We start from the raw sequence: 23,096 nt of genomic DNA, 5'->3' as shown, positions 1-23,096 counted from the left end.
AATAGACAACCCGCCCTCAACCGGCGGGTTGTTTTTCGCCTATTTTGTTCTTGCTTTGTTCCATTCCATTCCGCATCATGCGGCCATGAACAAGGCGATCAATGGACGCGGCGCTCGTTCCAACGCCTCGGGTCGGTATGAAGCCGACCGACGCGAGGCCTGGGACGACGGCTGGACGGATCAGGATGAGGCGGTCGCCCCGCTTCGCACCACCCTGTCCCCGGAACACGCCCGCACCATCATCGCCCGCAATACGAGTCCCGACGTCGGCTTCGATCGCTCCATCAACCCCTACAAGGGCTGCGAACATGGCTGCATCTACTGCTACGCCCGTCCGTCCCATGCCTGGATGGGCCTATCCCCGGGCCTGGATTTCGAGAGCCGGATCTTCTTCAAGCCGGACGCCGCGCGTCTGCTGGAACAGGAGCTCTCAAAACCCCGATACGTCTGCCGGCGCATCCACATAGGCGGCAACACCGACCCTTATCAGCCGGTGGAACGCGACACCCGGTCGACCCGCTCGATCCTTGAGGTCATGCAGCGTTTCAATCACCCGTTCAGCATCATCACAAAGTCTGTGTTGATCGCGCGCGACGCCGATATTTTGGGCGACATGGGGCGTCAGGGGCTGGCCTCGGCCTTCGTCTCCATCACCACCCTGGACCGCAAGCTGGCGCGGGCGATGGAGCCGCGAGCCTCCACGCCGGCGAAACGGCTGGAGGCGATCAGCCGCCTGGCCGAGGCGGGATGCCCGGTCGGTGTCGGTTTCGCCCCGGTCATCCCGGGCCTGAACGATCATGAACTCGAAGCGGTACTGGAGACGGCGCAGAAAGCGGGCGCGACCTCGGCCATGTATGTGACCCTGCGCCTGCCGCTCGAAATCAAGGATCTGTTCCGTGAATGGCTGGCCGACGCCCGCCCCGACCGCGCGGCGCGGGTCATGTCCCTGATCCGCCAGACACGCGGCGGCAAGGATTACGACCCCGACTGGTCTCAACGCATGAAGGGGACCGGCCCGGTCGCCGAACTGATCGCCACGCGCTTCAAGGCGGCGCTCAAACGCTATGGGCTGGATGCTCCGCGTCAAACGCTGGACATCAGTCGGTTCCGCGTTCCACCCGACGCCCGGCCGCAACTTGATTTGTTCGACCTGGCCTCGTGATCAGCGCCGGAAGACGCCAACCAGTTCGATGTGCGTCGACCAGATAAACTGGTCGATCGGCGTAACCTTCTCTAGCCTGAACCCAGCGTCGACCAGAACGCGTGCATCGCGGGCGAAGGTCTGGGGGTTGCAGGACACGCCGACGATGACCGAGGCCTTGGTCCCCGGCAGTTGCTGCGTCTGCTCCAGAGCGCCCGCGCGCGGCGGGTCCATGACGATGGCTTCGCAGCCCTTCAGATCATAAGGCGACAGCGGACGGCGGAACAGGTCGCGCGCCTGGGCCTCAATGCCTTTCAGCCCCTGCGCCGTGCTGACGCCTGCCTTCAGCGCGGCGATGGAGGCGGGGGCGGAATCAGCGGCGGTCACGCTGGCGACCTCAGCCAGAGGGAAGGTGAAGGTTCCTGCGCCGCAGAAAAGGTCAGCGACCTTTTTGGCGCCCCTCACCGCCTCGACCGCGCGCGTGACCATGGCCGCTTCGGCGGCGGGCGACGCCTGTAGAAAGCCGCCCGCAGGCAAGGGCACGGAGGCGCGGCCGAAACGCACACGCGGCTGGCGCGCCATGACCAGCGTATCGCCATCCAGACTGAGCCGCGCCAGATCAGCTTCGGCCGCCGCCGCAATAGCCAGCGCCAGTTGGTCGCCGTTCAAACCGCCCGAACGCTTCTCGACGCCCGTCACATCGACGTCCAGTCCGCTGTCGGTCAGGGTGACGTGCAGGGTCGGCGCCGATTTCGGATGGCCCAGAAAAGGCGCTGCGACCTTGGCCAAGGCGGGCAGAGCCGCTGTCAACTGCGGGTCCGACAATGGACAATCGGTCAGTTTAACCACGCGCCACGATTTACGCGCCTTGAACCCCAGAATGACGCGCCCGTCCGGTCCCATACGGGCGTGCAGCGCCAGTCGGCGGCGGCTGGCCAGCGACGTGGCCACGGCGGCCTCGACCTCAGTCTCCAGCCCTTCACGTGCAAGCGTCTGGACGACCACTTCGCGTTTCCACGCCAGATAGGGTTCATCGGCCCAGTGCTGCAGCGGCGCGACGCCGCATTCGGCATAGGTCTGCGAATGAATCGGACGCCTGTCGGGACTGGCCTGGATCAGATCGAACCGATCGGCCCGACCGTCCCTGACCTCGGCGGCGACCACCTCACCCGGCAGAGCGCCCGGCACGAAGACGGGGCCGTCGGCGGTGTCGGCGATCCCGTCGCCCTGATGGCCCATGCGGGATATGGTCAGCGTCTGCGTCATACCGGCGCTTCTAGCGGCTTCCGCACGAAAATCGAAACATGAACGAAGATGAACACCGCGATCAAAAGCCGTTCAGCTTCACCGCCCTATTCATGGCTGCAACAGACGCCAGCCTGATCCGTTCAGGGATGACATCTGTCGAAGGATAAAAATACGATGATCGCTCTCATCTCGAAAAAAGCCTCGGCCGCCGCCATCGCCGCCCTGGCCTGCGCCTCGGCCGTCGCCCTGCCCGGCGTCGCCTCGGCTCAGAGCTATGGCTATGACTATCCGCCCGCCTATGGCTATGGAAACGGCAGCTACAATCAGGGGACCTATTACGACCCCTGCGCCCGCGATCAGCGTCAGCGCGCCACGACCGGCGGCCTGCTGGGCGCCGCGATCGGCGCCGTTGCGGGCTCGCAAATGGCCGCGCGTGGTCGCCGCACCGAGGGCAGCGCCCTGGGCGGCGTTCTGGGCGCCGCGATCGGCGCGGGCGTGGGCAACAGCTCGGCCGCCTGTGACAGCAGCAATCGTCGCGATGTGCGCTACCCGACCTCCGGCTATTCCGGAACCTATGTCCCGCCGGCCTATGGTTACGACAACCGAGGCTATGACAATCGCGGATACGATAACCGCAACTATGGCTACGACCGTCGCTATGACGATCGTCGCGATGGTTACGACTATTATCAGGAGTATCCGGACACCCGCGCTTCCGCGCCGCGCGACGCCGATCAGTGCCGCCTGGCCGAGAGCAACATCCGTCTTCCCGACGGTCGTATGGAGACGCGCTATGTGCGCACCTGCATGGACCAATCGGGCCGTTATCGCGTCGTCGATTAAGTTTCAGCCCCCCTGTCAATCGACGATGTGAAGAGGGCCGCCGGATCACCGGCGGCCCTCTAATCTTTTGCGTTCAGGCCTTTTGCGCCCAGAGCAGGAACTCGACGTTGCCATCGCCGCCGGTGACCGGACTGTCGGCGACCTCGCGCACACGCCAACCGCCAGCTTCCAGCCAGTCGCGCACACGGGCCACGGCTGCGGCGTGCGCCTCGGGGTCCTTGACCACGCCCTTCTTGCCGACCGACTTGGGACCATCCGCCTCGAACTGGGGCTTCACAAGCGTGATCAGGTCCGCGCCCGGCGCCGCCAGATCAAGGGCTGCGGGCAGCACCTTCGCCAGACTGATGAAGCTGGCGTCACAGACGATCAGGGACGGCGCGTCGGTGATGATGGCGGGGGTCAGGTCGCGGGCGTCGGTCTTTTCCAGATTCACCACGCGCGGATCGGCGGCGACCGAAGGATGCAGCTGCCCTGTCCCGACATCCACGGCGAAGACCTGCGCCGCGCCGCGATCCAGACAGACCTCGGTGAACCCGCCGGTCGAGGCGCCGACGTCCAGCACCGCGCGCCCCTCGACCGCCACCGGCCACAGGTCCAGCGCACGCTCCAGCTTCAGGGCGCCGCGACCGACCCAGCGATGGGCGGCCTCGGCCTCGATGACGGCGTCTTCCGCAACCTTTTCCGAAGGCTTGGCGATCAGGCGGCGGTCTGCCTTCACCAGCCCCGCGTCGATAGCGGCGCGGGCGCGGGCGCGACTATCGAAGACGCCCCGCGCGACGAGAAGCTGGTCGATCCTCACGGCTGAAGTCCTTACAAGGCTTCCAGCCGCTTCAGCGCTGCCTGTAGGCGAGCCTTGCCTTCTTCGGCCTCGGCCAGTTTGGCGCGTTGTTCCTCGACCACCTCGGCGGCGGCGCGGGCGACGAAGTTGGGGTTGCCCAGCTTCTTGTTCACATGGCCGATGTCAGCGTCGAAGACGGCGATCTCCTTTTCCAGACGTACACGTTCGGCGTCCAGATCGATGATCCCGGCCAGCGACAGGGCGACCGTCGCCCCGCCCGAGACGAAGGTCACGGCTCCGGTCGGCGCGGCCTCGACCACGGCGACCTCGGACACGCGGCCCAGGGTCAGGATCAGGTCGCGATGGCGCGCGATGCGCTCGGCCGTGGCGGCGTCCGGGGCGACGAAGGCCAGCGGCGGCTTGGCCGACGGCGGCACGTTCATCTCGGCCCGCAAGGCGCGGATCTCACCGATCAGATCGACCAGCCAGCCGATCTCCGCCTCGGCGTTTGCGTCGACGAAGGCGTCCGGCAGCACCGGCCAGGTCTCGCCCATCAGCAAACCGTCGCGAGCCGGGCCTTCCCTGCCCAGTTCCGCCCACAACTCTTCGGTGATGTAGGGCATGACCGGGTGCAGAAGTTTCAACGTCTGGTCGATGGTCCAGGCCGTCATGGCGCGGGTCTCGGCCTTGGCGGCTTCGTCCGAACCGTTGAACACCGGCTTGGCCAGTTCCAGATACCAGTCGCAGAAGACGTTCCAGATGAAGCGGTACAGCGCGCCCGCCGCATCGTCGAAACGGCCGCCTTCGATAGCGTCGGACACCTGACGCTCGGCCTTGGTCAGCTCGCCGCGAATCCAGCGGTTGATCGTCTGTTGCACGTGTGCGGGGTCGAAGCCCTCGACGCGGCGCGCCTCGTTCATCTGGCTGAAGCGGGCCGCGTTCCACAGCTTGGTGCCGAAATTGCGGTAACCTTCAATGCGCTGCTTCGACAACTTGATGTCGCGCGTGCCCGACAGGATCGCCATGGTGAAGCGTAAGGGGTCAGCGCCCAGCTCGTCGATGATGTTCAGCGGGTCGATGACGTTGCCCTTGGACTTCGACATCTTCTGGCCCTTCTCGTCGCGGACCAGACCGTTGATGATGACGCGCTTGAACGGGACTTCGCCGTCCATGAAGTGCAGGCCCATCATCATCATCCGGGCAACCCAGAAGAAGATGATGTCCGCCGCCGTAACCAGGTCGCTGGTCGGATAGAAGCGCTCCAGATCCTCGGTCTTTTCCGGCCAGCCCATGGTCGAGAAGGGCCACAGAGCGGAACTGAACCAGGTGTCCAGAACGTCCTCATCCTGGGTCAGCACGACCTCGGAATCATAGTCCGACAATGCCTGTTCGCGGGCGTCCTCTTCCGTCTCGGCGACGTAGATCTCGCCGTTCGGGCCGTACCAGGCGGGGATGCGGTGGCCCCACCACAGCTGGCGGGAGATGCACCAGGGTTCGATGTTGCGCAGCCATTCGAAGTAGATCTTCTCATAGGACTTCGGCTCGAAGACGGTCGCGCCCTCCTCGACCGCCTTCAGGGCAGGCTGGGCCATGACCTTGGCGTCGACGTACCACTGGTCCGTCATCCACGGCTCAATGACGACGCCCGAACGGTCGCCGTGCGGAACCATGTGCTTGGTCTTCTCGATCTCGCGCAGCCAGCCTTCTTCCTCGGCGCGGGCGACGATGGCCTTACGCGCGGCGAAGCGATCCATGCCTTCATATTCGGCGGGCACGTCAGGCGTGTCAGCGGCGGTGATCCGGCCGAAGGCGTCCATGACGTTCAGGGCTTCTAGTCCCGCACGCTTTCCGACGCCGAAGTCGTTGAAATCATGGGCAGGCGTAATCTTCACTGCGCCCGATCCCTTGGTCGGATCGGCGTAGTCGTCGGCGACGATCGGAATGCGGCGCCCCGTGATCGGCAGGGTCACGAACTTGCCGACCAGACCCTTGTAACGCTCGTCCTCTGGGTGAACGGCCACGCCGGTGTCGCCCAGCATGGTCTCCGGCCGGGTCGTGGCGACGACGATGAAGTCGCGCGTCTCGAACTCGGTGGCCTTGCCGTCTTCATCGAAGGCGATCGGGTGCTGATACGTCACGCCGTCCGACAGACGATAGGCGAAGTGCCAATAGGCGCCGTCGACCTCTTTCTGCTCGACCTCAAGGTCCGAGATGGCGGTCTGGAAATGCGGGTCCCAGTTCACCAGCCGTTTGTCGCGATAGATCAGGCCGTCCTTGTGCAGTTGAACAAAGACCTTGCGGACGGCGGCGTTCAGCCCTTCGTCCAGCGTAAAGCGTTCGCGCGACCAGTCGCAGGATGAGCCCAGACGGCGCAGTTGGCGGACGATGGTCCCGCCGGATTCGGCCTTCCACTCCCACACCTTCTCGATGAAGGCGTCGCGGCCCATGTCGCGGCGGCCGATATTGCCCTCAGCCGCCAGCTTGCGCTCGACCACCATCTGGGTGGCGATACCCGCGTGGTCGGCGCCAGGCAGCCACAGAACGGCCTTGCCCTTCATGCGGTGATAACGGGCCAGAATGTCCTGAAGCGTATTGTTCAGGGCGTGGCCGATGTGCAGGCTGCCCGTTACGTTCGGCGGCGGAATGACGATCGAATAGGCATCTGCAGAGCCGTCGGTCGGCTTGGCCGCGCGCGGGGCGAATAGGCCGCTGTCCTCCCACTGGGCGTAGATGCGCGGCTCGGCGGCCTTGGGTTCGAACGTCTTCTCAAGCATGGTCATCTCGTTTCCCCGAGGCGTAGCGCGAATGCGCCGCCGATCGGGGCTGGAATTCTTCGGTAAAGCAAAGGGCGGTCCCGCCGGAACCGCCCTTATGTGACTTAATGATCGCCGCGCCCGACGGCTAGGTCAAATCAGAAGCCGCGCGGCGAGAACCACCCCTGCCCCGCCCGCTGAACCGATCCCACAACGGCCAGGATCGCCAGCATCTGCTCAACGCGATCCGTCTTGCGGCGACCGTTAGGTCCGGCGAAACGGCTCGACAGTTCCCGCAGCGACAGCGGGCCGCCCTCCAACCGCAGAATATCCAGCACCTGTGCGGCCAGCTCTGCGGGCGCGTCCGGCAAGGGGCGAATATCGGCGGCTCGTGGGCGCGGCGCCGACGCCGCTCGGAGACGACGCGCCGGTTTCACGCGATCCTGCTGATAGTCCGGACGCAGAAAAAGGACATCTCTCGTCGCCTCCTGCTCGGCGCGGGCCCTGTTCAACGCCAGCAGAGCCGTCAGCGCGTCCTCGTCCGCCATGTCCGAGGGCCAGCCGTAAGCCTGATAAACCACAGCGTCCAGGCGCCGGTGCAGATGATCCAGAGGCCGGAACTGAGCTGAATCTCGCTGATTATAGAGCGCCGTCATCGTCAGGCAGCAATCCTGAGCGATCAACTCATTACGCAGCGCGTCGATTTCCTCGGCGATGGCTCCGATCTCATGCCCCACGAAGCCATCCAGCGGCGGGAAGGGAAAGGCGTCGAAGCAGACCTTCTTGTTATAGACCGGGCGATCTTCCAGACGCCCGCCCATCGCCAGCGCCCAGACACGGTGCGCCCGCGAAGACAGCACGCCCAGAATGCGCGGATCGTCCGAGGCGATCGCCACCACCGTATTGTCAGGCAGGACATCCGCATCGAGAAAGCGGAACCAGCGATGCTTGGATCTCTCGACCGTGGCGATGTAGCGAGGCAGTCCGTTGAGGGCCTCACGAAAGGCGCCTCTCGGCTCGCCGAACACCCACCAGTTGTCGCGATAGGCCGCCCGGCTGTTCCGGTCGCGCTCGACCTTTACCGTGTCTGTCAGATGCTGGAAAATCCGGGGGAGATCACGTCGAACCTCGTTTTCGCCAAGGCCGTACAGGTCGATCACCTTCACGCCTCGGGGTCGGGCCGCCAGATCGCGCCCATTGCGATAGGCACGGATCGGCGGCGCCTCTTTCATGCCTCGCGTCAGTGCAGCAGCCTCACGTGCGGAGACGATAAAGCCTGCGCCATGCAGTTTCACGCCCGGCGAACACAGCAGGGCGTTGGCTCTTAGGGGCTGCGCATGGGACAGGGCGCGGCCTATGGTCAGATCTGCGCCGATGTCGCCTCGCTGTTCATCAAACTGAGGGACAATCATCCCGCTCGCATCCAGCTTCTCTTCGCGGATGGTCAGCAGGCGCCCCTGCCCGTTGGGCGCGCCGCGCTCGGCCACCGTCATGGCGATGCGAACCTCGGCGCCCCGTTCTGCCCCCTTGCTCCACGGATGGTCGGGAATGGCGAAGACCAGCCGCATGGGCGGCTCGCCGTTCAGGTGGTGCTCCAGCACGCGCCGTGAGAAGGTCTGGGTTATGGAGTTGGTGGTGATGAAGCCGAATCGCCGCAGCGGGCTCTTGGGCGCCGTCAGGATTTCAGCCGCGCGATCCCACCATGCCATGACCAGATCCGCCGAGCGGAAACGTCCCTGCCGGATCTGCCACAGGGCGTCGACATAGCCGTCGCCCAGATCACGACGCAGATTCTTGCCCGCCATGAAGGGTGGATTACCGATGATAAAGTGCGCCACAGGCCATTGGGTCGGCTGGGGATCGCGATATCGGACGACCTCCGTCTCCTGATTGAAGCGCCACAGACTGATCGGCCGCCCACGCGCATCGCGATGAAGGTCTTCGCCTGCCGACACCAGCAGGGCGTCTGCCCTGATGATCCGCTCGCGGCCGCGCCGTGGGGCCAGTTCGCCGGAGGCGGCCAGTTGCGACGGTGCCTCTCCGTTGCGGATGCGCCATTGCAGATATCCGACCCACATGACGATCTCGGCGATGGAGGCCGCGTGATCGGATTTCTCAATGCCCCAGAACTGATCCGGACCAACCCTGCGTGTCACGTCGGCGGCAGATGTGTCGTCTCCCAGTTCCCTCAAGGCGGCGAGGACCTGACGCTCCAGGTCCTTCATCATGGTCATGGCGAAATAGAGGAAGTTGCCGGTTCCGCAGGCCGGGTCCAGAACCCTGATCCTGCACAGGTCATGATGGAAGCAGCGCACCGCCTTTCGCGCCGTCGCCGCATCCCCCCTGCTGAAATCCGCCGAAGCACAGGCCTTCAGCGCCTCCCAGTCTGTGCGCAGCGGGTCGATGATGGTCGCTTCCACCAGCCGCTGCACATAAGCCTTTGGCGTGTAATGGGCGCCGAGTTCCGTGCGGTCGCCCGGCTCCAGCGCCTGCTCCAGAAAGGTCCCGAAGATATCAGGCTCGACAGCCGACCAGTCGCAGCCCGCCGCGCGGATCAGCACCTCCAGATCCACCTCGCTGAGAGGCAGGGCCGCCTCTTCGCGAAACAGCCCGCCGCCGAACGCAGGCACGTCCTGTCGCAGGGCGGCGCAGTGCCCGCCGCGCGCCATGCTGCGAAAGACGGCGGCGGCGCTGAGGTGAAAACGGGCCGAATGGCCGCGATAGCTTTCCAACAGCGTCAGAAAGCCCCGGTCACGGATCAGGCCCACGCTGTCCGCATACATCGCCAGGATGCACTGCATCACGAACATGAAGATGCGGCGATCCGTGACCGGCTGGAACGTCTGCGCCGGATCATGCAGCACCCGCGCCCGCATCGAGCGGACAAGCTGTCCGAGCAGTTCGGCAACTTCCTGCGTCGCCCCATTGATCCGGTGTTGAGGATCAAGGCTGCGCGGATCATTCCACACCCGGCGCAGACGTTCCCTGATCTGTGGATCGCGCAGATCCGTCAGGTCGATGCGACTGCTCTGCGCATCCGGAAACGGCGCATAGCCCTTCCCGCTGCGCTCGAAGTCCGCCCACAGGTGGATGGCGACGCCGACATCGACCATCATCAGGAACGGCGGGCATTCAGGCAGTGCCGCAGCATAGTCCTCAGCCTGAACCCGAGCCCGGCTCATCAGGCGGTCCAAACCCTGCGCGCCTGCCTGTGGCGCCTTTCGCCCCCGACCGTTCAACAGCATCGCCAGTTGACGCACATCCAGATCACCGTCCGGCGCGCGTTTGGGCGACTGTTTCATCTCCATCACGAAAGAGCCGCTCTTGAAACAGTCGATGAATCCGCTGTGGTCAGCGCCGCTCCGTGTCCGAAATTTCACCGCGCGCTCGAAACAGTAATCGCGGTCCCCGACCACCTGCTGCCCCGGCGCCGCGACGCCCAAGACGGCGCATAGCTGGATGATGAAGCTCTGACAGTTCGCCCTTTCGCTGATCGTCGCCTCGCTCCAGCGCGCAATAAAAATCTCGACGTCCATAGGCGGTCCCTCCCGTGAAGAACTCACCCATAACGGGAATATGTAAAATATGGCAACTAAGAGTTGCGTTCAGCGAACATACAACCCGAGCCGTCGCCTCACATGAAGACGCCCCGGCTCCGTCATGAAGCCGGGGCGTCCTATGAAATCAGACCGTTCAGCCCTGGGCCGCGTGTCCCGCCAGATAGCGACGGTGCAACAGCGGCTTGCCCAGCCAATAAGCCAGTTCCGCCGGGCGGCTGATGTCCCAGACGGCGAGGTCGGCGGCCTTGCCCGCCTCCACCGTGCCGATCTCGTCCTGCAGACCCAAGGCGCGGGCTGCGTTGCGGGTCGCGCCCGCCAGCGCCTCTTCCGGCGTCAGGCGGAACTGGATGCAGGCCTGATTGATCGCCGCTGTCATCGAAGCGACCGGCGAAGTGCCCGGATTGCAGTCCGTCGCCACCGCCATCCGCGCGCCATGCTGACGCAGCAGGGCGATCGGCGGCGCCTGCGTCTCGCGCAGCATCAGGAAGGCGCCCGGCAGCAGCACCGCCACCACGCCCGCCTCGGCCATCGCCTTCACGCCCGCCTCGGTCGTGTGCTCGATATGGTCGGCCGACAGCGCCTGATAGCGGGCGGCCAGCGCCGCCCCGCCACCGTCCGACAACTGGTCGGCGTGCAGCTTGACCGGCAGGCCCAGTTCCTCAGCCTTGTCGAAAAGGCGGCTGACCTCCTCGACCGAGAAGGCGATGGGCTCGCAATAGGCGTCGACGGCGTCGACCAGCCCCTCGGCATGGGCGGCGGGCAGTATCTCATCCACAGCCTTGTCCACATAGACGGCGCGGTCGGCCTTATGCTCCGGCGGGACGGCGTGCAGACCGAGATAAGAGGTGCGCACCCGCACCCCCGCCTCGCGCCCGATGCGGCGGGCGACGCGCAGCATCTTCAGTTCGCTGTCATGATCCAGACCATAGCCGGACTTGATCTCGACCGTGGTGACGCCGGTGGCCTTCAACCCCTCCAGCCGCGCCAGAGCCGAGGCGTAGAGCTGATCCTCGCTCTCCTCGCGCGTGGCGCGCACGGACGAGACGATGCCGCCTCCGGCGCGGGCGATCTCTTCATAGGTCGCGCCTTCCAGCCGCCGCTCGAACTCGCCCGAACGGTCGCCGCCGAAGACCAGATGGGTGTGGCAGTCGACCAGCCCAGGCGTGACCCAGCGCCCGCCCAGACGGTCGGTTTCCACAGCCTTGTGCACAGGCAGGTCCGCGCGCGGTCCGACCCAGACGATGCGCCCATCCTTGATCAGGATTGCGGCGTCTTCGATGGCGCCATAGGGAACGCCGCCCTCCGTCATTGCGGCGACGTGGCAATCGGTGATGAGACGATCGTAAGTCAGTGTCATTCGTCAGTTTCCAGCCTTCCAGCGGCCTGTCTCAAAGCTTCAACCATCTGTGGATCGACGACCTCGGCAGGGGTCAAATGGCTGATCACGTACCAGCGCCCCCAACGCCAAGGTTCGAAAGGCATATCGCTAACTCTAATGCGGCGGGCAAAAGCGATCACAACACCATCAGCGGGCGTCTCACCACAATTGGTACTGACATTGGCCACACTTTTCCTAGGAGGAGTACTTCCTTGAATGGAAAGCACAGAGCGGAGCTGGCTCCGAGCCTCCGTTTCAGGTTTAGCTCTAGCTAGGAAAACGGCGTCTGCATCGCTCAACAAACCCTGCTGAAAGTCCAGATTCTCGGCGTAGGTCGGCACAAAGTACGAGCAGGACCAAGCGGGAGCAGCGCCTACACATCCTAGCAGGAGAACAAGGGTCGCCACCCAACGTCCTGTCATCGGGCGGCGACTCCAGCCAGAATTTCACAGAACCAGCGCCCGGCCGTCAGAGAGCCGAGATCGCCGACTTCCAGCGACGGGTCGTATTCGGTCAGGTCGACGGCGCGGACCTTGGCATGGGCGCCGATGGCGCGGGCGGCGTCGAAGAAGTCGTGCACCGACACCCCGCCCGGCCGCGCGCCGGGGCTGGCGGGCCACTGGCTGCGGTCGATCACGTCGATATCGAAGTCGACGTAGATGACCTCGCACAGAGACGACAGGCGCTCCAGTTCCTCGACCACGATGTTGGCCAGGCCGCGCTGGCGGCATTCGCGGGCGGTGCGGACGCTGATGCCGGCGGACTCGGCTTTCTCGTGGGCGCGGCGGGTGTTGGCGAAGGGCGCGAGGCCGACTTGGCTGATGCGGCGACCATCCATGCCGTCATCCAGCAGTGCCTGTATCGGGTTGCCGTTGGTCAGGCCCTGGTCGGTGTCGCGCAGGTCGAAGTGGGCGTCCAGCGTCAGCACGCCGACGCGCTCTAGTCCCAAAGCATGGGCGCCCGGCCGGGTGATGGCGTTGTTGCCGCCGACCAGAATGGTCAGGTCGCGATGGGCCTGCGCCGCCACCGCATCGCGCACCGGCTCGAAGGCGTCGAAAGGCGAGACGGCTTTCAGCGCCACATCGCCCGCGTCGTGGACCCTAATCTCGAGTTCCATGCTCGTCTCGACATCATAGGTCGACAAACGCGGCAACACGCCTCGCAGGGCCTTCGGCCCCAGGTCGCAGCGGCCCGGCGTCAGCGACCGCTCGTTCAGCGGCGCGCCGATCAGGGCGACAGGGGCGTCGGGATGGTTCCCCACCAGATCGCCGACAGAACGCCAGCCCAGAGCTTCAGACGGTTCGCCCATCAGGGTCATCCTTTGGCCAATCAGCCTTTAGTCGGAGAAAAGCGCGCGACCAGATCATAGGCCGCGCCGGGGAAAATCTGCGAGGCCCAGGTCACGCCCTGACCGTCGCGCCAGGTGCGGCGCTCCAGCCTCAGACAGGGCGCGCCGTCCGCCAGCCCGAGCCCCGCCGCCGTCTCATGATCGGCGCCGACGGCAGAAATGCGGTGCTCGGCCTCGGTCCAGGGCATGTGGGCCAGCAGCCAGCCGCCCGGCGGCTGCGTGGTGAAGTCGGCGGCTTCCGCCTCGGGCGCCGCCGTCAGGGAGATCAGGCGCCGCTCGAACACGAACGGCAGGTCATCCGCCAGATGCAGGGTCTGCAGTTCGATCACCCGCTCGCCCAGTCCCCCTTCATCCTCTCCAGCGGGCCGCACGATCCGGCCCAGCAGGCGGTGGGAATAGGCCAGCCCCCGCCCCTCGACCTCTGACTGAATGTCGGGAATCGCGACCAGAGCCGAGGAATGCACCGGCGGATGGGCCACCACGGTTCCCGCGCGGCGACGGCGAACGACCAGCCCCCGCGCCGCCAGATCGGACATGGCGCGCGACACCGTCATGCGGGCGCAACCGTATTCCGTCGTCAGTTCAGCCTCGGTCGGAATGCGGAAGCCCGGCCGCCACTCGCCCGAGGCGATGCGGCGCTCGATGTCGCTCGCGATGCGACGATGAAGCGGCTCCTGATCCATCATGCGAAACTGCCCCTTGCGCGCATTAATGTCTAGACATAACACTGAGCCCAACATTCGACGGCCGAAGCCGCATGGAGGATTCGATGTCCACGCCCAACACTCGCCAGAATACCAGAGTGATCCGCAGTCCGCGCGGGCCGGAAAAGACCGCAAAAACATGGGCCGCCGAAGCGGCCATGCGGATGCTGATGAACAACCTCGACCCCGAAGTGGCCGAGCGTCCTGAAGACCTGGTCGTCTATGGCGGCATCGGCAAGGCCGCCCGCAACTGGCAGGCCTTCGACGCCATCGTTGACCAGCTTCAGAAGCTGGAAGCCGACGAGACGATGATGGTGCAGTCGGGTAAGCCGGTCGGCGTGTTCCGCACGCATCTCGATGCGCCGCGCGTACTGATCGCCAACTCCAACCTGGTGCCCAAATGGGCGACCTGGGACCATTTCAACGAGCTCGATAAGAAGGGTCTGGCCATGTACGGCCAGATGACCGCCGGGTCGTGGATCTACATCGGCACCCAGGGCATCGTTCAGGGCACCTATGAGACTTTCATGGAAGCGGGTCGCCAGCACTATGGCGGCGACTGGTCGGGCAAGTGGATCCTGACGGCGGGCCTGGGCGGCATGGGCGGCGCCCAGCCTCTGGCCGCCACCATGGCCGGCGCATCCTGCATCACCATCGAGTGCCAGCGCAGCCGCATCGAGTTCCGCCTGCGCACCCGTTACGTCGACGTCATGGCCGAGACCCTGGACGAGGCGCTGGCCCTGTTGGAGCAGTCATTCAAAGACAAGAAAGCCTTGTCGATCGGCCTATTGGGCAATGCGGCTGATCTTCTGCCTGAAATGGTCAAGCGCGGCGTCCGCCCCGATCTGGTGACGGATCAGACCAGCGCCCACGACCCGGTCAACGGCTACCTGCCCTCGGGCTGGACCGTCGCCGAGTGGGAAGAAAAGCGCGTCAGCGACCCGGCCGCCGTCGAGACCGCCTCCCGCGCGTCGATGGCGACCCACGTCAGGGCCATGCTGGACTTCCAGAAGATGGGCGTCCCCACGACCGACTACGGCAACAACATCCGTCAGGTCGCCTTTGACGAAGGCGTCGAGAACGCCTTCGACTTCCCCGGCTTCGTCCCCGCCTATATCCGCCCGCTGTTCTGCCGCGGCATCGGCCCGTTCCGCTGGGCCGCCCTGTCGGGTGATCCCGAGGACATCCGCAAGACGGATGAAGCGATGAAGAAGCTGTTCCCCGACAACGCGGGCCTGCACCGCTGGCTGGACATGGCAGGCGAGCGCATCGCCTTCCAGGGCCTGCCGGCGCGCATTTGCTGGATCGGCCTGGGCGATCGCCACCGCGCGGGCCTGATGTTCAACGAGATGGTCGCTTCGGGCGAACTGAGCGCCCCCATCGTCATCGGCCGCGACCACCTGGATTCAGGCTCCGTCGCCAGCCCGAACCGCGAGACCGAGGCTATGATGGACGGCTCGGACGCCGTGTCCGACTGGCCGCTGCTGAACGCCCTGCTGAACACCGCGTCAGGCGCCAGTTGGGTGTCGCTGCACCACGGCGGCGGGGTCGGCATGGGTTATAGTCAGCACTCGGGCGTCGTCATCGTCGCCGACGGCACCGAAGAAGCCGCCAAGCGGCTGGAGCGCGTGCTGTGGAACGACCCGGCCACCGGCGTCATGCGCCACGCCGACGCCGGATACGACATCGCCAAGGACGCCGCGCGCGAACATGGCCTGAACCTGCCCTCGCTGGACCTGTAAGCTTATGACCACCACCATCGAAATCGGCGCCGCGCCGCTCACCCTCGCCCAGCTTCGCTCCGTCCTGAACGGCCCGGTCACAGTCAGCCTGACCGACGCCGCCTGGGCCAATGTCGAAAAGGGCGCGGCGACCGTCGCCGCCATTCTGGACGAAGGCCGCACGGTCTATGGCATCAACACCGGCTTCGGCCTGTTGGCCAATACCAGCATTGCGGCGGAAGACCTTGAAACCCTTCAGAAGAACCTCGTGCTCAGCCACGCCTGCGGCGTCGGCGAGCCGCTGAGCGAAGACACGACCCGTCTGCTGATGGTGCTGAAGATCGCCAGCCTGTCGAAGGGCGCTTCGGGCGTGCGTCGTCACACGCTGGAGACCCTGATCGGCATGGTCAACGCCGAGATCCTGCCGCTGATCCCGTCCAAGGGTTCGGTCGGCGCCTCGGGCGATCTGGCGCCGCTGGCCCATATGTCGTGCGTCCTGATCGGCGTCGGCGAGGCCCGCTATCAGGGCCAGACGCTGGACGCTGTTTCGGCGCTGACCAAGGCCGGACTGAAGCCGGTCGTTCTGGGCCCCAAGGAAGGTCTGGCCCTGCTGAACGGCACCCAGTGTTCGACGGCCCTGGCCCTGACCGGCCTGTTCGCGGCCGAGAACGTCTTCGCCGCCGCCATCGCGGCGGGCGGCCTGTCGGTCGACGCCCTGCTGGGTTCGGACGCGCCGTTCGATCACCGCATCCACGCCCTGCGCGGCCAGCCGGGTCAGATCGACGTGGCCCGCCGCCTGCGCGAACTACTGAACGGCAGCGCCATCCGCGACAGCCACCGCCACGACTGCGCCAAGGTGCAGGACCCCTACTCCCTGCGCTGCCAGCCGCAGGTCATGGGCGCGACGCTGGACGTGCTGCGCAACGCCGCCGCCATGCTGGAGCGTGAAGCCAACGCCGTGACCGACAATCCGCTGGTCTTCATCGAGGACGGAGATGTCATCTCTGGCGGCAACTTCCACGCCGAACCCGTTGCTTATGCAGCCGATCAGATCGCCATGGTTCTGTGCGAGATCGGCAATATCAGCGAGCGCCGCACCTCCATCCTGGTCGACCCGAAGATGACGGACCTGCCCGCCTTCCTGGTCAAGGACAGCGGCGTGAACTCGGGCTTCATGATCGCCCAGGTGACGGCGGCGGCCCTGGTGGCCGAGAACCGCATGGTCGCCCACCCCTGCGTCATCGACACCGTGCCGACCAGCGCCAATCAGGAAGACCATGTGTCGATGGCCACCCACGGCGCCCGTCGCCTGCTGGACATGGCCGCCAATACGGCGACCGTTGTGGGCATCGAACTGCTGGCCGCCGCCCAGGGCATCGAGTTCCGCCGCCCCCTGACCTCGTCGCCGGAGCTGGAGCAAACCTACGCCATCGTGCGCGAGGCCTGTACAGCCTATACCGAAGACCGCTATTTCGCGCCGGACATCGCCCGCGCGACGGAAGGCGTACGCGCGGGTCGTTACCGCGCCTTCGCCGGAAATCTGCTGCCTTCGGCTTGAATAAAAGGCGGTTGGGCGCTTTCGTAGCGGCGACGAACACAGGGACGCCGCCGTGAACACGCGCACCGCCATTCTGGCTTCCGCCGCCCTGATCCTGACGGGATTGGGCGCGGCGGGCTGGGCCATGTGGAATTCGACATCTGCCGCTCATGGCGGGCGGGTATCGGGTTACGGCGTGACGGTCGAGGTCGTGCCGCCGGTCGAACCGGTCCTGCCGCCCGGCTCCATCCTGACGGTGGGCGAACTTCGCGACGGCTATGAACATGATCCCGAGCGTCTGGCGCCGCTGAATGATCCTGACGAGAGCGCCATCGACAGCGCGTGGGTGGAGTTGACGCCCGCCCTGGCCGATGAAGCCGTTGCGCAGCCTGTTCCTCCGGTCGTCACCATGGTGACGCCGTCACGGCCGGAACTGGGGCCGGATGACTACGGCTTCGGCTTTGATGCGCCCCGGCCCGATTATCAAGCCGAGCGACAGGCGCGCCTTTCCGCGTTGGACGGCAGATCGCCGGACAATGCGGACGAGAACCCTATCCAATAAAAAAGGCCCCGGTTTCGCCGGGGCCTTTCTTGTGATCACCGCATGGTGGTGACCGTCACCGTGTAATCGCCTTCCTGGCTGTCGCGCAGGCTGTTGGCGCGGAAGGAATAGGAGCCCGGACGCAGCTCCTGAACGATCATGGCGCTGAGACCACCGCCGCTGTCGTCGTCGGAGGCGATATTGTCGCCGTCGCACTGAGGTCCTTCGTGCAGAGCCAGATAGGAGTCGAACTCCGACGAATCCATACGGATGGCGACCTTGCCCGCACGGCTGATCGTCAGGGCGTAGCAGTCGTAATAGGAGCCGTCGTCAGCCTGACGATCGCTGAACTCCAGGCGGCCCTGATGGCTTTCGCCAACCGTGATCGGCACGATCTGGGTCGTCGGACGCAGGCGCTGACCTTCAGACACTGACAGGCGGAACGAGCCCGTCTGATCACCGCTGAGGGTATTGGCGCGGATCACCCACGGGCCACCGCTTGCACGGAAACGCAGCTGAGCGTCCGTGCCCATATCGGGGCCGTCATCGTTGCTGATGCTGGTCTCGTCGCAGTCACTGCCCATACCCGCCATCAGGTAGGCGTCGAAATCATCCGAACGCATGGTGACGGTGTAGACCATCTCCGGCTGGGTCTGGACGATATAGCAGCGGTAGTGCGAATCGTCGTCCATGCGAGCGTCCTTGCTGCTGAAGCTGGACGTCACCGTCTGACCGGGACGGATGGTGCTTTGGGCGGCGGCGGCGCCGGCCAGAAGCAGGGAAGACGTCAGGATCGACGTCATCAGCAGGGCGCGCATGGGAATCTCCTTGGGTGCGACGCAAAAACTCAGGGGGCGGAAATGCCCGACTTATTTGACAGGAAGCAATGGAACTCGTTTCAGCGCCGCTAAATTTGAAGCGTTTACGCAAAAACAGGCGGTACGCAGTTGTCGGATGGCCAACTGAAAACGCTCAATGACCGCTTCCGTTGATACAGTCGCAGCCTGAATGACGCCTGAAGCCATACCAACCACATCGGCGCCCAGCCGGATGGCCTTGGCCGCATCGACGCCGTCGCGAACGCCCCCTGAGCCGATCAGCAAAGCGTCCGGCAGAGCATTGCGGATCTCAGCCAGAGCGCGCGCCGTAGGAATGCCCCAGTCGGCGAAGGCCAGGGCGTGCGCCTTGTCCATCGGATCGATCGCCCGCTCGCCCTCGATCAGGCCCCAGTTGGCGCCCCCGGCCCCGGCCACATCCACGCCCGCCGCCCCCATTGCGATCAAACGCTGGGCGGTGACGGCGGAAATGCCCGCGCCCGTCTCCTTGACGATAACCGGCGCGTCCAGATCGCGGATCAGGGCCTGAAGCGCAGCGCCCACGCCCCACCAGTCGCGATCGCCTTCCGGCTGACAGGCCTCCTGCAGCGGATTCAGGTGAACGACCAGGGCGTCGGCGCCGATCATGTCCAGCGCGCGTCGCGCCTCGTCCCGGCCGAAGCCGCGCGTCAGCTGCGCCGCGCCGATATTGGCAAGGATCGGCGTGTCCGGCGCCTTCAGGCGCAGGGAGAAGTCCAGACCATCCGCCGCACCGCCTTCCAGCGCCGCACGTTGAGAGCCGACGGCCAGGGCGATGCCCAGGTGCTGGGCCGCCTCGGCCAGCCGGGCGTTGATGGCCCCGGCGCGCGCCGGACCGCCCGTCATGGCGCTGATCAGGAACGGCGCCCGCAGACGCAGCCCCAGCAGGTCGACGCCCAGATCGATCCGCGCATGATCGAGATCCGGCAGGGCCTCGTGCACGAAACGCCAGTCGTCGAACCCCGCCGACAGGGCATGACGCCCGCCGCCCGCCAGCACCACGTCGAGGTGCTGGTCCTTGCGGCCCAGGATCAAGGCCGAAGCGGCGGGGTCGGCGACCTCGTTCAGGGTTGGCGCTCCGTGATCAGGACATAGTCGCCGGTCGAGTTGGAGCCATAGCTGCGGGCGCGCAGCACATAGGTTCCGTCGCGCGGCGCGGTCCAGTTCAGGCGGGCGTGGGTGTCGGACAGGCTATCGTCGTCCTCGTCCAGCTTGAAGTAGTCGCCGTCCTTCTCTTCGCCGACTTCGACCACGGCGTCGAAACTGCCCGCGATCAGGGTGAAACGCAGCTTCTCGTCCGCCTTCGCCTTGAAATGATAGGCGTCGTAATAGACGCCATCGTCGGTGATGCTGGCGCGCTCGGTCAAACGGCCGCGAACGGTCGATCCGATCATCAGGCTGCCCGGTGCGGGCTCGCTGCCCAAATCCAGGAACTCCAGCGAATAGAGGCCCTTGGACTCACGCGACCAGGCCCGCGCCCGCAGCACATATTCGCCGCTTTCCGGCAGGGTGAAGATCAGACGCGCGTCGTAGCCCTGACCCAGACCGTCGTCGTCGCTGGCGATCTCGTCGAAATCCTCGGCGCCCTGCCCCAGTTGCAGATAGGCGTCGAAATCGCCCGATCGCATAATGGCCTGAATGCGCTGCCCTTCGGCGCCCGTGAAGGAATAGGCGTCATACGAACGACCGTCGTCGTCGGTGGCTGCACTGGCCTGCAGTTCGCCTTCAACCGTTTGCCCAAAGGCGATGGGGGTCGGCGGCGGCGGCGGGGCGATTTCTTCGATCTTGAGCGTGTAGGGCCCTTCCCCACTGGAGAAGGCGCGGGCTTCGATCAGGTAGTCGCCGTCCTCGGTCAGGGTATAGGTCAGGCGTGCGTTCAGGTCGCCGGCGCTGTCGTCGTCCGTGCCCAGACTGTTGTGGTTGGCGTCGAACAGCTCAAGGTAGGTGTCGAAACCGTCGGCCTTCATGGTGATGGCCAGCCGTTGGCCCGCACGACCGCTGAAACGGTACAGGTCGGCCTTGGCGCCGGAATCGCTGGTGGCGCTGTCGGACGATAGACGACCGCGCTTTTCGTCGCCGATGGCGATGGCGGTCGCCGTGGGCGCAGGCGGCCCCTGCTCCAGAGACAGGCGGAAATCGCCCTGAGCCGAGCCGTTATAGGAGGTGGCCCGGATCAGATATTCACCGGCCTGCGGCGCCGTGAACACCAGACGGGCGTTCAGGCCGTCGCCGCCGTCATCGTTCTCGGCCATCTGGATAAAGGCGCCGTTGGCGATGCGGCCGACACGCAGGAAGGAGTCGAAATCATCCGACTCCAGGTCGATCTTGACCCGTTCGCCCGCCGATGCCGTGAACGTATAGGCGCTGTAGCGCTTGCCGTCGTCGTCCTCAGCGCTGTTGCTGCTCAGTCGTCCGTTTACACTGCGGCCGACGGCGATGCGTTCCGCGCGCGGCAGACGCGGCGCGACACGCTCTTTCAGCGTCAGGTGATAGTCGCCTGTCGCCATGCCCGAGAAGTTACGGGCGCGTACGATGTAGACCCCGGCCTCCGGCGCGGTGAAGCGCAGGCGCGCGTTCAGGTCGCCCGCGCTGTCGTCATCACTGGCCAGCGACTGGCGCATGGCGCCTTCGGCATAGACTTCCAGATAGGTGTCGAAATCATCTGACGTCAGTTCGGCTTCCATCCGCTGACCGGCGCGCAGGTTCACGCGATAGTCGGCATAGCGGTAGGAATCACCGCCGCGCGAACGCGAGGCCCCCTCTTCCAGCCGTCCACGGATGTCATCGCCCAGCCGGGCGTCAGTCGCCGCTTGCGCCCAGACGGCGCTGGTGGACAGGATGGCGGCCGCACTGACCGCCGCGAACAGGGAATAACGCATAAAGACCTCTTTGCTGGCGTCAGCATAGACGCCGAACCGCAGCGCCTGTAAATCGCGGCCACGCTTTCCAGTTCCCGGCAGATGGAGCCAATTTATGGCTGTCGAACCCGCACGCGCCACCTTGATCGATGGCAAGGCCTTCTCTCAGACCCTGGTGGAGCGCGTCGCCGCGGCCTCCGCACGGCTGGAATCCGCCCATGGGGTCAGGCCCGGACTGGCCGTCGTCATCGTCGGCGAAGATCCCGCCAGCCAGCTGTATGTTCGCAACAAGGGCGAGACGACGCTGAAGGCCGGAATGCGTTCCGACACGCACCGCCTGCCGGTGGAAACGACTCAAGCCGAACTTCTGGCCCTGATCGCGACGCTGAACGCCGATGCAGGCATCCACGGCGTGCTGGTGCAACTGCCCCTGCCCAAGCACATCGATTCGGCCGCCGTGCTGGACGCCATCTCGCCGGACAAGGACGTGGACGGCTTCCACGTCGTCAACGCCGGGCGTCTGGCCGTCGGCCTGCCGGGCATGATCCCCTGCACGCCGCTGGGCAGCCTGATGCTGCTGAAGGATCAGCTGGGCGACCTGTCGGGCCTGAACGCCGTCATCGTCGGCCGCTCCAACATCGTCGGCAAGCCGATGGCGCAACTGCTGCTGGGCGAAAGCTGCACAGTCACCGTGGCCCACTCGCGCACCCGCGACCTGCCCGCCCTGTGCCGCACCGCCGACATCCTGGTCGCCGCCGTCGGCCGCCCGGAGATGATCAAGGGCGACTGGATCAAGCCGGGCGCGACCGTCATCGACGTAGGCATCAACCGCGTCCCCTCGCGCGATCCGGCCAAGGCCGCTGAAGGCAAGACCCGCGTGGTCGGCGATGTGGACTTCAACGAGGCCGTCGAGGTCGCCGGTCGCATCACGCCGGTTCCGGGCGGCGTCGGCCCCATGACCATCGCCTGCCTGCTGGCCAACACCTACACCGCCGCCTGCCGTGCGGCGGGCGTAGCGCCGGAAGACCTGAACGGCTGAGCCCTCGCGCCAAAAAATCCAGCCTTGAAGCGGAGCCTTTCGGCCCCGATACTCATTAGCGATCAGCGGTCACGAAGGCCGCCGCGCAGGAGCTTCTTCATGGCTGGATTTTCGCCTCGCATCGCGGCCGTCGCCGCTGTCGTCGTCCTGGCCCCCGCCGTGGGCGCCTGCGGCTACAACACCATTCCGACCAAGCAGGAGCGCGCCGAGGCCGCCTGGGCCGACGTCCAGAGCCAGTATCAGCGCCGCGCCGACCTGGTGCCCAATCTGGTCGCCACCGTTCAGGGCGCGGCCATTCAGGAACGCACCACCCTGACCCAGGTGATCGAGGCCCGCGCCAAGGCCACCAGCGTCAACATCGACGCCTCCAACCTCGATAACGCCGCCGCCTTCCAGCAGTATCAGCAGGCGCAGGGCGAGCTCTCCAGCGCCCTGTCGCGGCTGCTGGTGACGGTCGAAGCCTATCCCCAGCTTCAGGCCAACCAGAACTTCCTGACCCTGCAGTCGCAGCTGGAAGGCACCGAAAACCGCATCGCCGTGGCGCGCCGCGACTACAATGAGGCCGTGCGCGACTACAACACCGAGCTGCGCACCTTCCCCAGCGTGATCTGGGCCAAGACGCTGCACGGCGGCTCCAAGCCGATGCAGCTGTTCACCGCCACGGCAGAGGCCCAGTCGGCGCCGACCGTCAACTTCGATCTGGGCGCCCAGCCCGGCGGCGGCGCGCCTGCGACCACGCCCGGAGCCGCGCCGGGATCGACGCCGCCCGCCCCGGCGGCGCGGTAAGGCGGGC

Annotated in this window: 17 protein-coding genes; 7 read left to right on the top strand and 10 right to left on the bottom strand. The window is 65.8% G+C overall.

Features of this window, described 5'->3' with window-relative positions; all coding sequences use genetic code 11:
* The first annotated feature begins 85 nt into the window (after positions 1-85).
* On the top strand, positions 86-1,162 hold the full coding sequence (locus tag ACORJG_RS05345) for a PA0069 family radical SAM protein (protein ID WP_427792199.1): 1,077 nt from the start codon (positions 86-88) through the stop codon (positions 1,160-1,162).
* Here the strand turns inward: ACORJG_RS05345 and ACORJG_RS05340 are convergent, their stop codons facing one another.
* A complete protein-coding gene (locus tag ACORJG_RS05340) occupies positions 1,163-2,407 on the bottom strand; it encodes a class I SAM-dependent RNA methyltransferase (protein WP_427792197.1) in 1,245 nt (414 codons plus the stop codon). It abuts the gene before it with no gap.
* Positions 2,408-2,563: 156 nt separating this feature from the next.
* Between ACORJG_RS05340 and ACORJG_RS05335 the strand changes: the two genes are divergently transcribed.
* Positions 2,564-3,232 (top strand): glycine zipper 2TM domain-containing protein, encoded by a 669-nt coding sequence (locus ACORJG_RS05335; protein ID WP_427792195.1) that lies wholly within the window; start codon positions 2,564-2,566, stop codon positions 3,230-3,232.
* A gap of 73 nt (positions 3,233-3,305) precedes the next feature.
* On the opposite strand, the gene ACORJG_RS05330 is transcribed toward ACORJG_RS05335, so the two are convergent.
* From ACORJG_RS05330 to ACORJG_RS05305, 6 genes are all read right to left on the bottom strand, one after another.
* Complete coding sequence (locus ACORJG_RS05330) at positions 3,306-4,031, bottom strand: TlyA family RNA methyltransferase (RefSeq protein ID WP_427792193.1); 726 nt, start codon at positions 4,029-4,031, stop codon at positions 3,306-3,308.
* Positions 4,032-4,042: 11 nt separating this feature from the next.
* Positions 4,043-6,784 carry a valine--tRNA ligase gene (locus ACORJG_RS05325; RefSeq protein ID WP_427792192.1) on the bottom strand — a complete coding sequence of 914 codons (2,742 nt, stop codon included), beginning with the start codon at positions 6,782-6,784 and terminating at the stop codon, positions 4,043-4,045.
* Positions 6,785-6,921: 137 nt separating this feature from the next.
* Entirely contained in the window at positions 6,922-10,299 is a 3,378-nt protein-coding gene (locus ACORJG_RS05320; RefSeq protein ID WP_427792190.1) for a class I SAM-dependent DNA methyltransferase, read from the bottom strand.
* 157 nt (positions 10,300-10,456) lie between these two features.
* The gene (hutI, locus tag ACORJG_RS05315; protein ID WP_427792189.1) at positions 10,457-11,680 is read right to left on the bottom strand and encodes an imidazolonepropionase; all 1,224 of its coding nucleotides are present in this window, start codon (positions 11,678-11,680) and stop codon (positions 10,457-10,459) included.
* 439 nt (positions 11,681-12,119) lie between these two features.
* Entirely contained in the window at positions 12,120-13,010 is an 891-nt protein-coding gene (locus ACORJG_RS05310) for an agmatinase family protein (RefSeq protein WP_427792187.1), read from the bottom strand.
* Between the two features lie 20 nt (positions 13,011-13,030).
* Complete coding sequence (locus ACORJG_RS05305) at positions 13,031-13,732, bottom strand: UTRA domain-containing protein (protein WP_427792974.1); 702 nt, start codon at positions 13,730-13,732, stop codon at positions 13,031-13,033.
* 86 nt (positions 13,733-13,818) lie between these two features.
* Between ACORJG_RS05305 and hutU the strand changes: the two genes are divergently transcribed.
* The 3 genes from hutU to ACORJG_RS05290 are packed head-to-tail and all read left to right on the top strand — an operon-like array spanning position 13,819 to position 17,573.
* A complete protein-coding gene (gene hutU, locus ACORJG_RS05300) occupies positions 13,819-15,495 on the top strand; it encodes a urocanate hydratase (RefSeq protein WP_427792186.1) in 1,677 nt (558 codons plus the stop codon).
* A gap of 4 nt (positions 15,496-15,499) precedes the next feature.
* Positions 15,500-17,032, top strand: a complete 1,533-nt coding sequence (hutH, locus tag ACORJG_RS05295) for a histidine ammonia-lyase (RefSeq protein ID WP_427792185.1) — start codon at positions 15,500-15,502, stop codon at positions 17,030-17,032.
* A gap of 52 nt (positions 17,033-17,084) precedes the next feature.
* Positions 17,085-17,573 carry a hypothetical protein gene (locus tag ACORJG_RS05290; protein WP_427792184.1) on the top strand — a complete coding sequence of 163 codons (489 nt, stop codon included), beginning with the start codon at positions 17,085-17,087 and terminating at the stop codon, positions 17,571-17,573.
* A gap of 35 nt (positions 17,574-17,608) precedes the next feature.
* Here ACORJG_RS05290 and ACORJG_RS05285 read toward each other — a convergent pair whose 3' ends face one another.
* The 3 genes from ACORJG_RS05285 to ACORJG_RS05275 are packed head-to-tail and all read right to left on the bottom strand — an operon-like array spanning position 17,609 to position 21,285.
* Positions 17,609-18,370, bottom strand: coding sequence for a peptidase (locus ACORJG_RS05285; protein ID WP_346528417.1), 762 nt, complete (start codon positions 18,368-18,370; stop codon positions 17,609-17,611).
* A 51-nt stretch (positions 18,371-18,421) separates the two neighbouring features.
* Positions 18,422-19,441, bottom strand: a complete 1,020-nt coding sequence (fni, locus tag ACORJG_RS05280) for a type 2 isopentenyl-diphosphate Delta-isomerase (RefSeq protein WP_427792183.1) — start codon at positions 19,439-19,441, stop codon at positions 18,422-18,424.
* Between the two features lie 29 nt (positions 19,442-19,470).
* Complete coding sequence (locus ACORJG_RS05275; RefSeq protein ID WP_427792182.1) at positions 19,471-21,285, bottom strand: PPC domain-containing protein; 1,815 nt, start codon at positions 21,283-21,285, stop codon at positions 19,471-19,473.
* A 94-nt stretch (positions 21,286-21,379) separates the two neighbouring features.
* Here ACORJG_RS05275 and ACORJG_RS05270 point away from each other — a divergent pair, with 94 nt between their 5' ends.
* A complete protein-coding gene (locus ACORJG_RS05270; RefSeq protein ID WP_427792181.1) occupies positions 21,380-22,303 on the top strand; it encodes a bifunctional methylenetetrahydrofolate dehydrogenase/methenyltetrahydrofolate cyclohydrolase in 924 nt (307 codons plus the stop codon).
* A 99-nt stretch (positions 22,304-22,402) separates the two neighbouring features.
* A complete protein-coding gene (locus ACORJG_RS05265) occupies positions 22,403-23,089 on the top strand; it encodes a LemA family protein (protein ID WP_427792179.1) in 687 nt (228 codons plus the stop codon).
* Positions 23,090-23,096: the final 7 nt, after the last annotated feature.

Source organism: Brevundimonas diminuta (assembly GCF_050310045.1).
Taxonomy (GTDB): domain Bacteria; phylum Pseudomonadota; class Alphaproteobacteria; order Caulobacterales; family Caulobacteraceae; genus Brevundimonas; species Brevundimonas diminuta_F.
Note: the sequence above shows the minus strand (reverse complement) of the source record. Positions and strands in the feature narration are given on the sequence as shown.

Excerpts from the sequence above, each read along its gene's own strand:
- ACORJG_RS05335 (WP_427792195.1), top strand. The coding sequence starts at position 2,564 with ATGATCGCTCTCATCTCGAAAAAAGCCTCGGCCGCCGCCATCGCCGCC.
- ACORJG_RS05340 (WP_427792197.1), bottom strand. The coding sequence starts at position 2,407 with ATGACGCAGACGCTGACCATATCCCGCATGGGCCATCAGGGCGACGGG.
- hutU (WP_427792186.1), top strand. The coding sequence starts at position 13,819 with ATGTCCACGCCCAACACTCGCCAGAATACCAGAGTGATCCGCAGTCCG.
- ACORJG_RS05325 (WP_427792192.1), bottom strand. The coding sequence starts at position 6,784 with ATGCTTGAGAAGACGTTCGAACCCAAGGCCGCCGAGCCGCGCATCTAC.
- ACORJG_RS05320 (WP_427792190.1), bottom strand. The coding sequence starts at position 10,299 with ATGGACGTCGAGATTTTTATTGCGCGCTGGAGCGAGGCGACGATCAGC.
- hutH (WP_427792185.1), top strand. The coding sequence starts at position 15,500 with ATGACCACCACCATCGAAATCGGCGCCGCGCCGCTCACCCTCGCCCAG.
- ACORJG_RS05345 (WP_427792199.1), top strand. The coding sequence starts at position 86 with ATGAACAAGGCGATCAATGGACGCGGCGCTCGTTCCAACGCCTCGGGT.
- hutI (WP_427792189.1), bottom strand. The coding sequence starts at position 11,680 with ATGACACTGACTTACGATCGTCTCATCACCGATTGCCACGTCGCCGCA.
- ACORJG_RS05265 (WP_427792179.1), top strand. The coding sequence starts at position 22,403 with ATGGCTGGATTTTCGCCTCGCATCGCGGCCGTCGCCGCTGTCGTCGTC.
- ACORJG_RS05305 (WP_427792974.1), bottom strand. The coding sequence starts at position 13,732 with ATGGATCAGGAGCCGCTTCATCGTCGCATCGCGAGCGACATCGAGCGC.
- ACORJG_RS05270 (WP_427792181.1), top strand. The coding sequence starts at position 21,380 with ATGGCTGTCGAACCCGCACGCGCCACCTTGATCGATGGCAAGGCCTTC.
- ACORJG_RS05310 (WP_427792187.1), bottom strand. The coding sequence starts at position 13,010 with ATGGGCGAACCGTCTGAAGCTCTGGGCTGGCGTTCTGTCGGCGATCTG.
- ACORJG_RS05285 (WP_346528417.1), bottom strand. The coding sequence starts at position 18,370 with ATGCGCGCCCTGCTGATGACGTCGATCCTGACGTCTTCCCTGCTTCTG.
- ACORJG_RS05275 (WP_427792182.1), bottom strand. The coding sequence starts at position 21,285 with ATGCGTTATTCCCTGTTCGCGGCGGTCAGTGCGGCCGCCATCCTGTCC.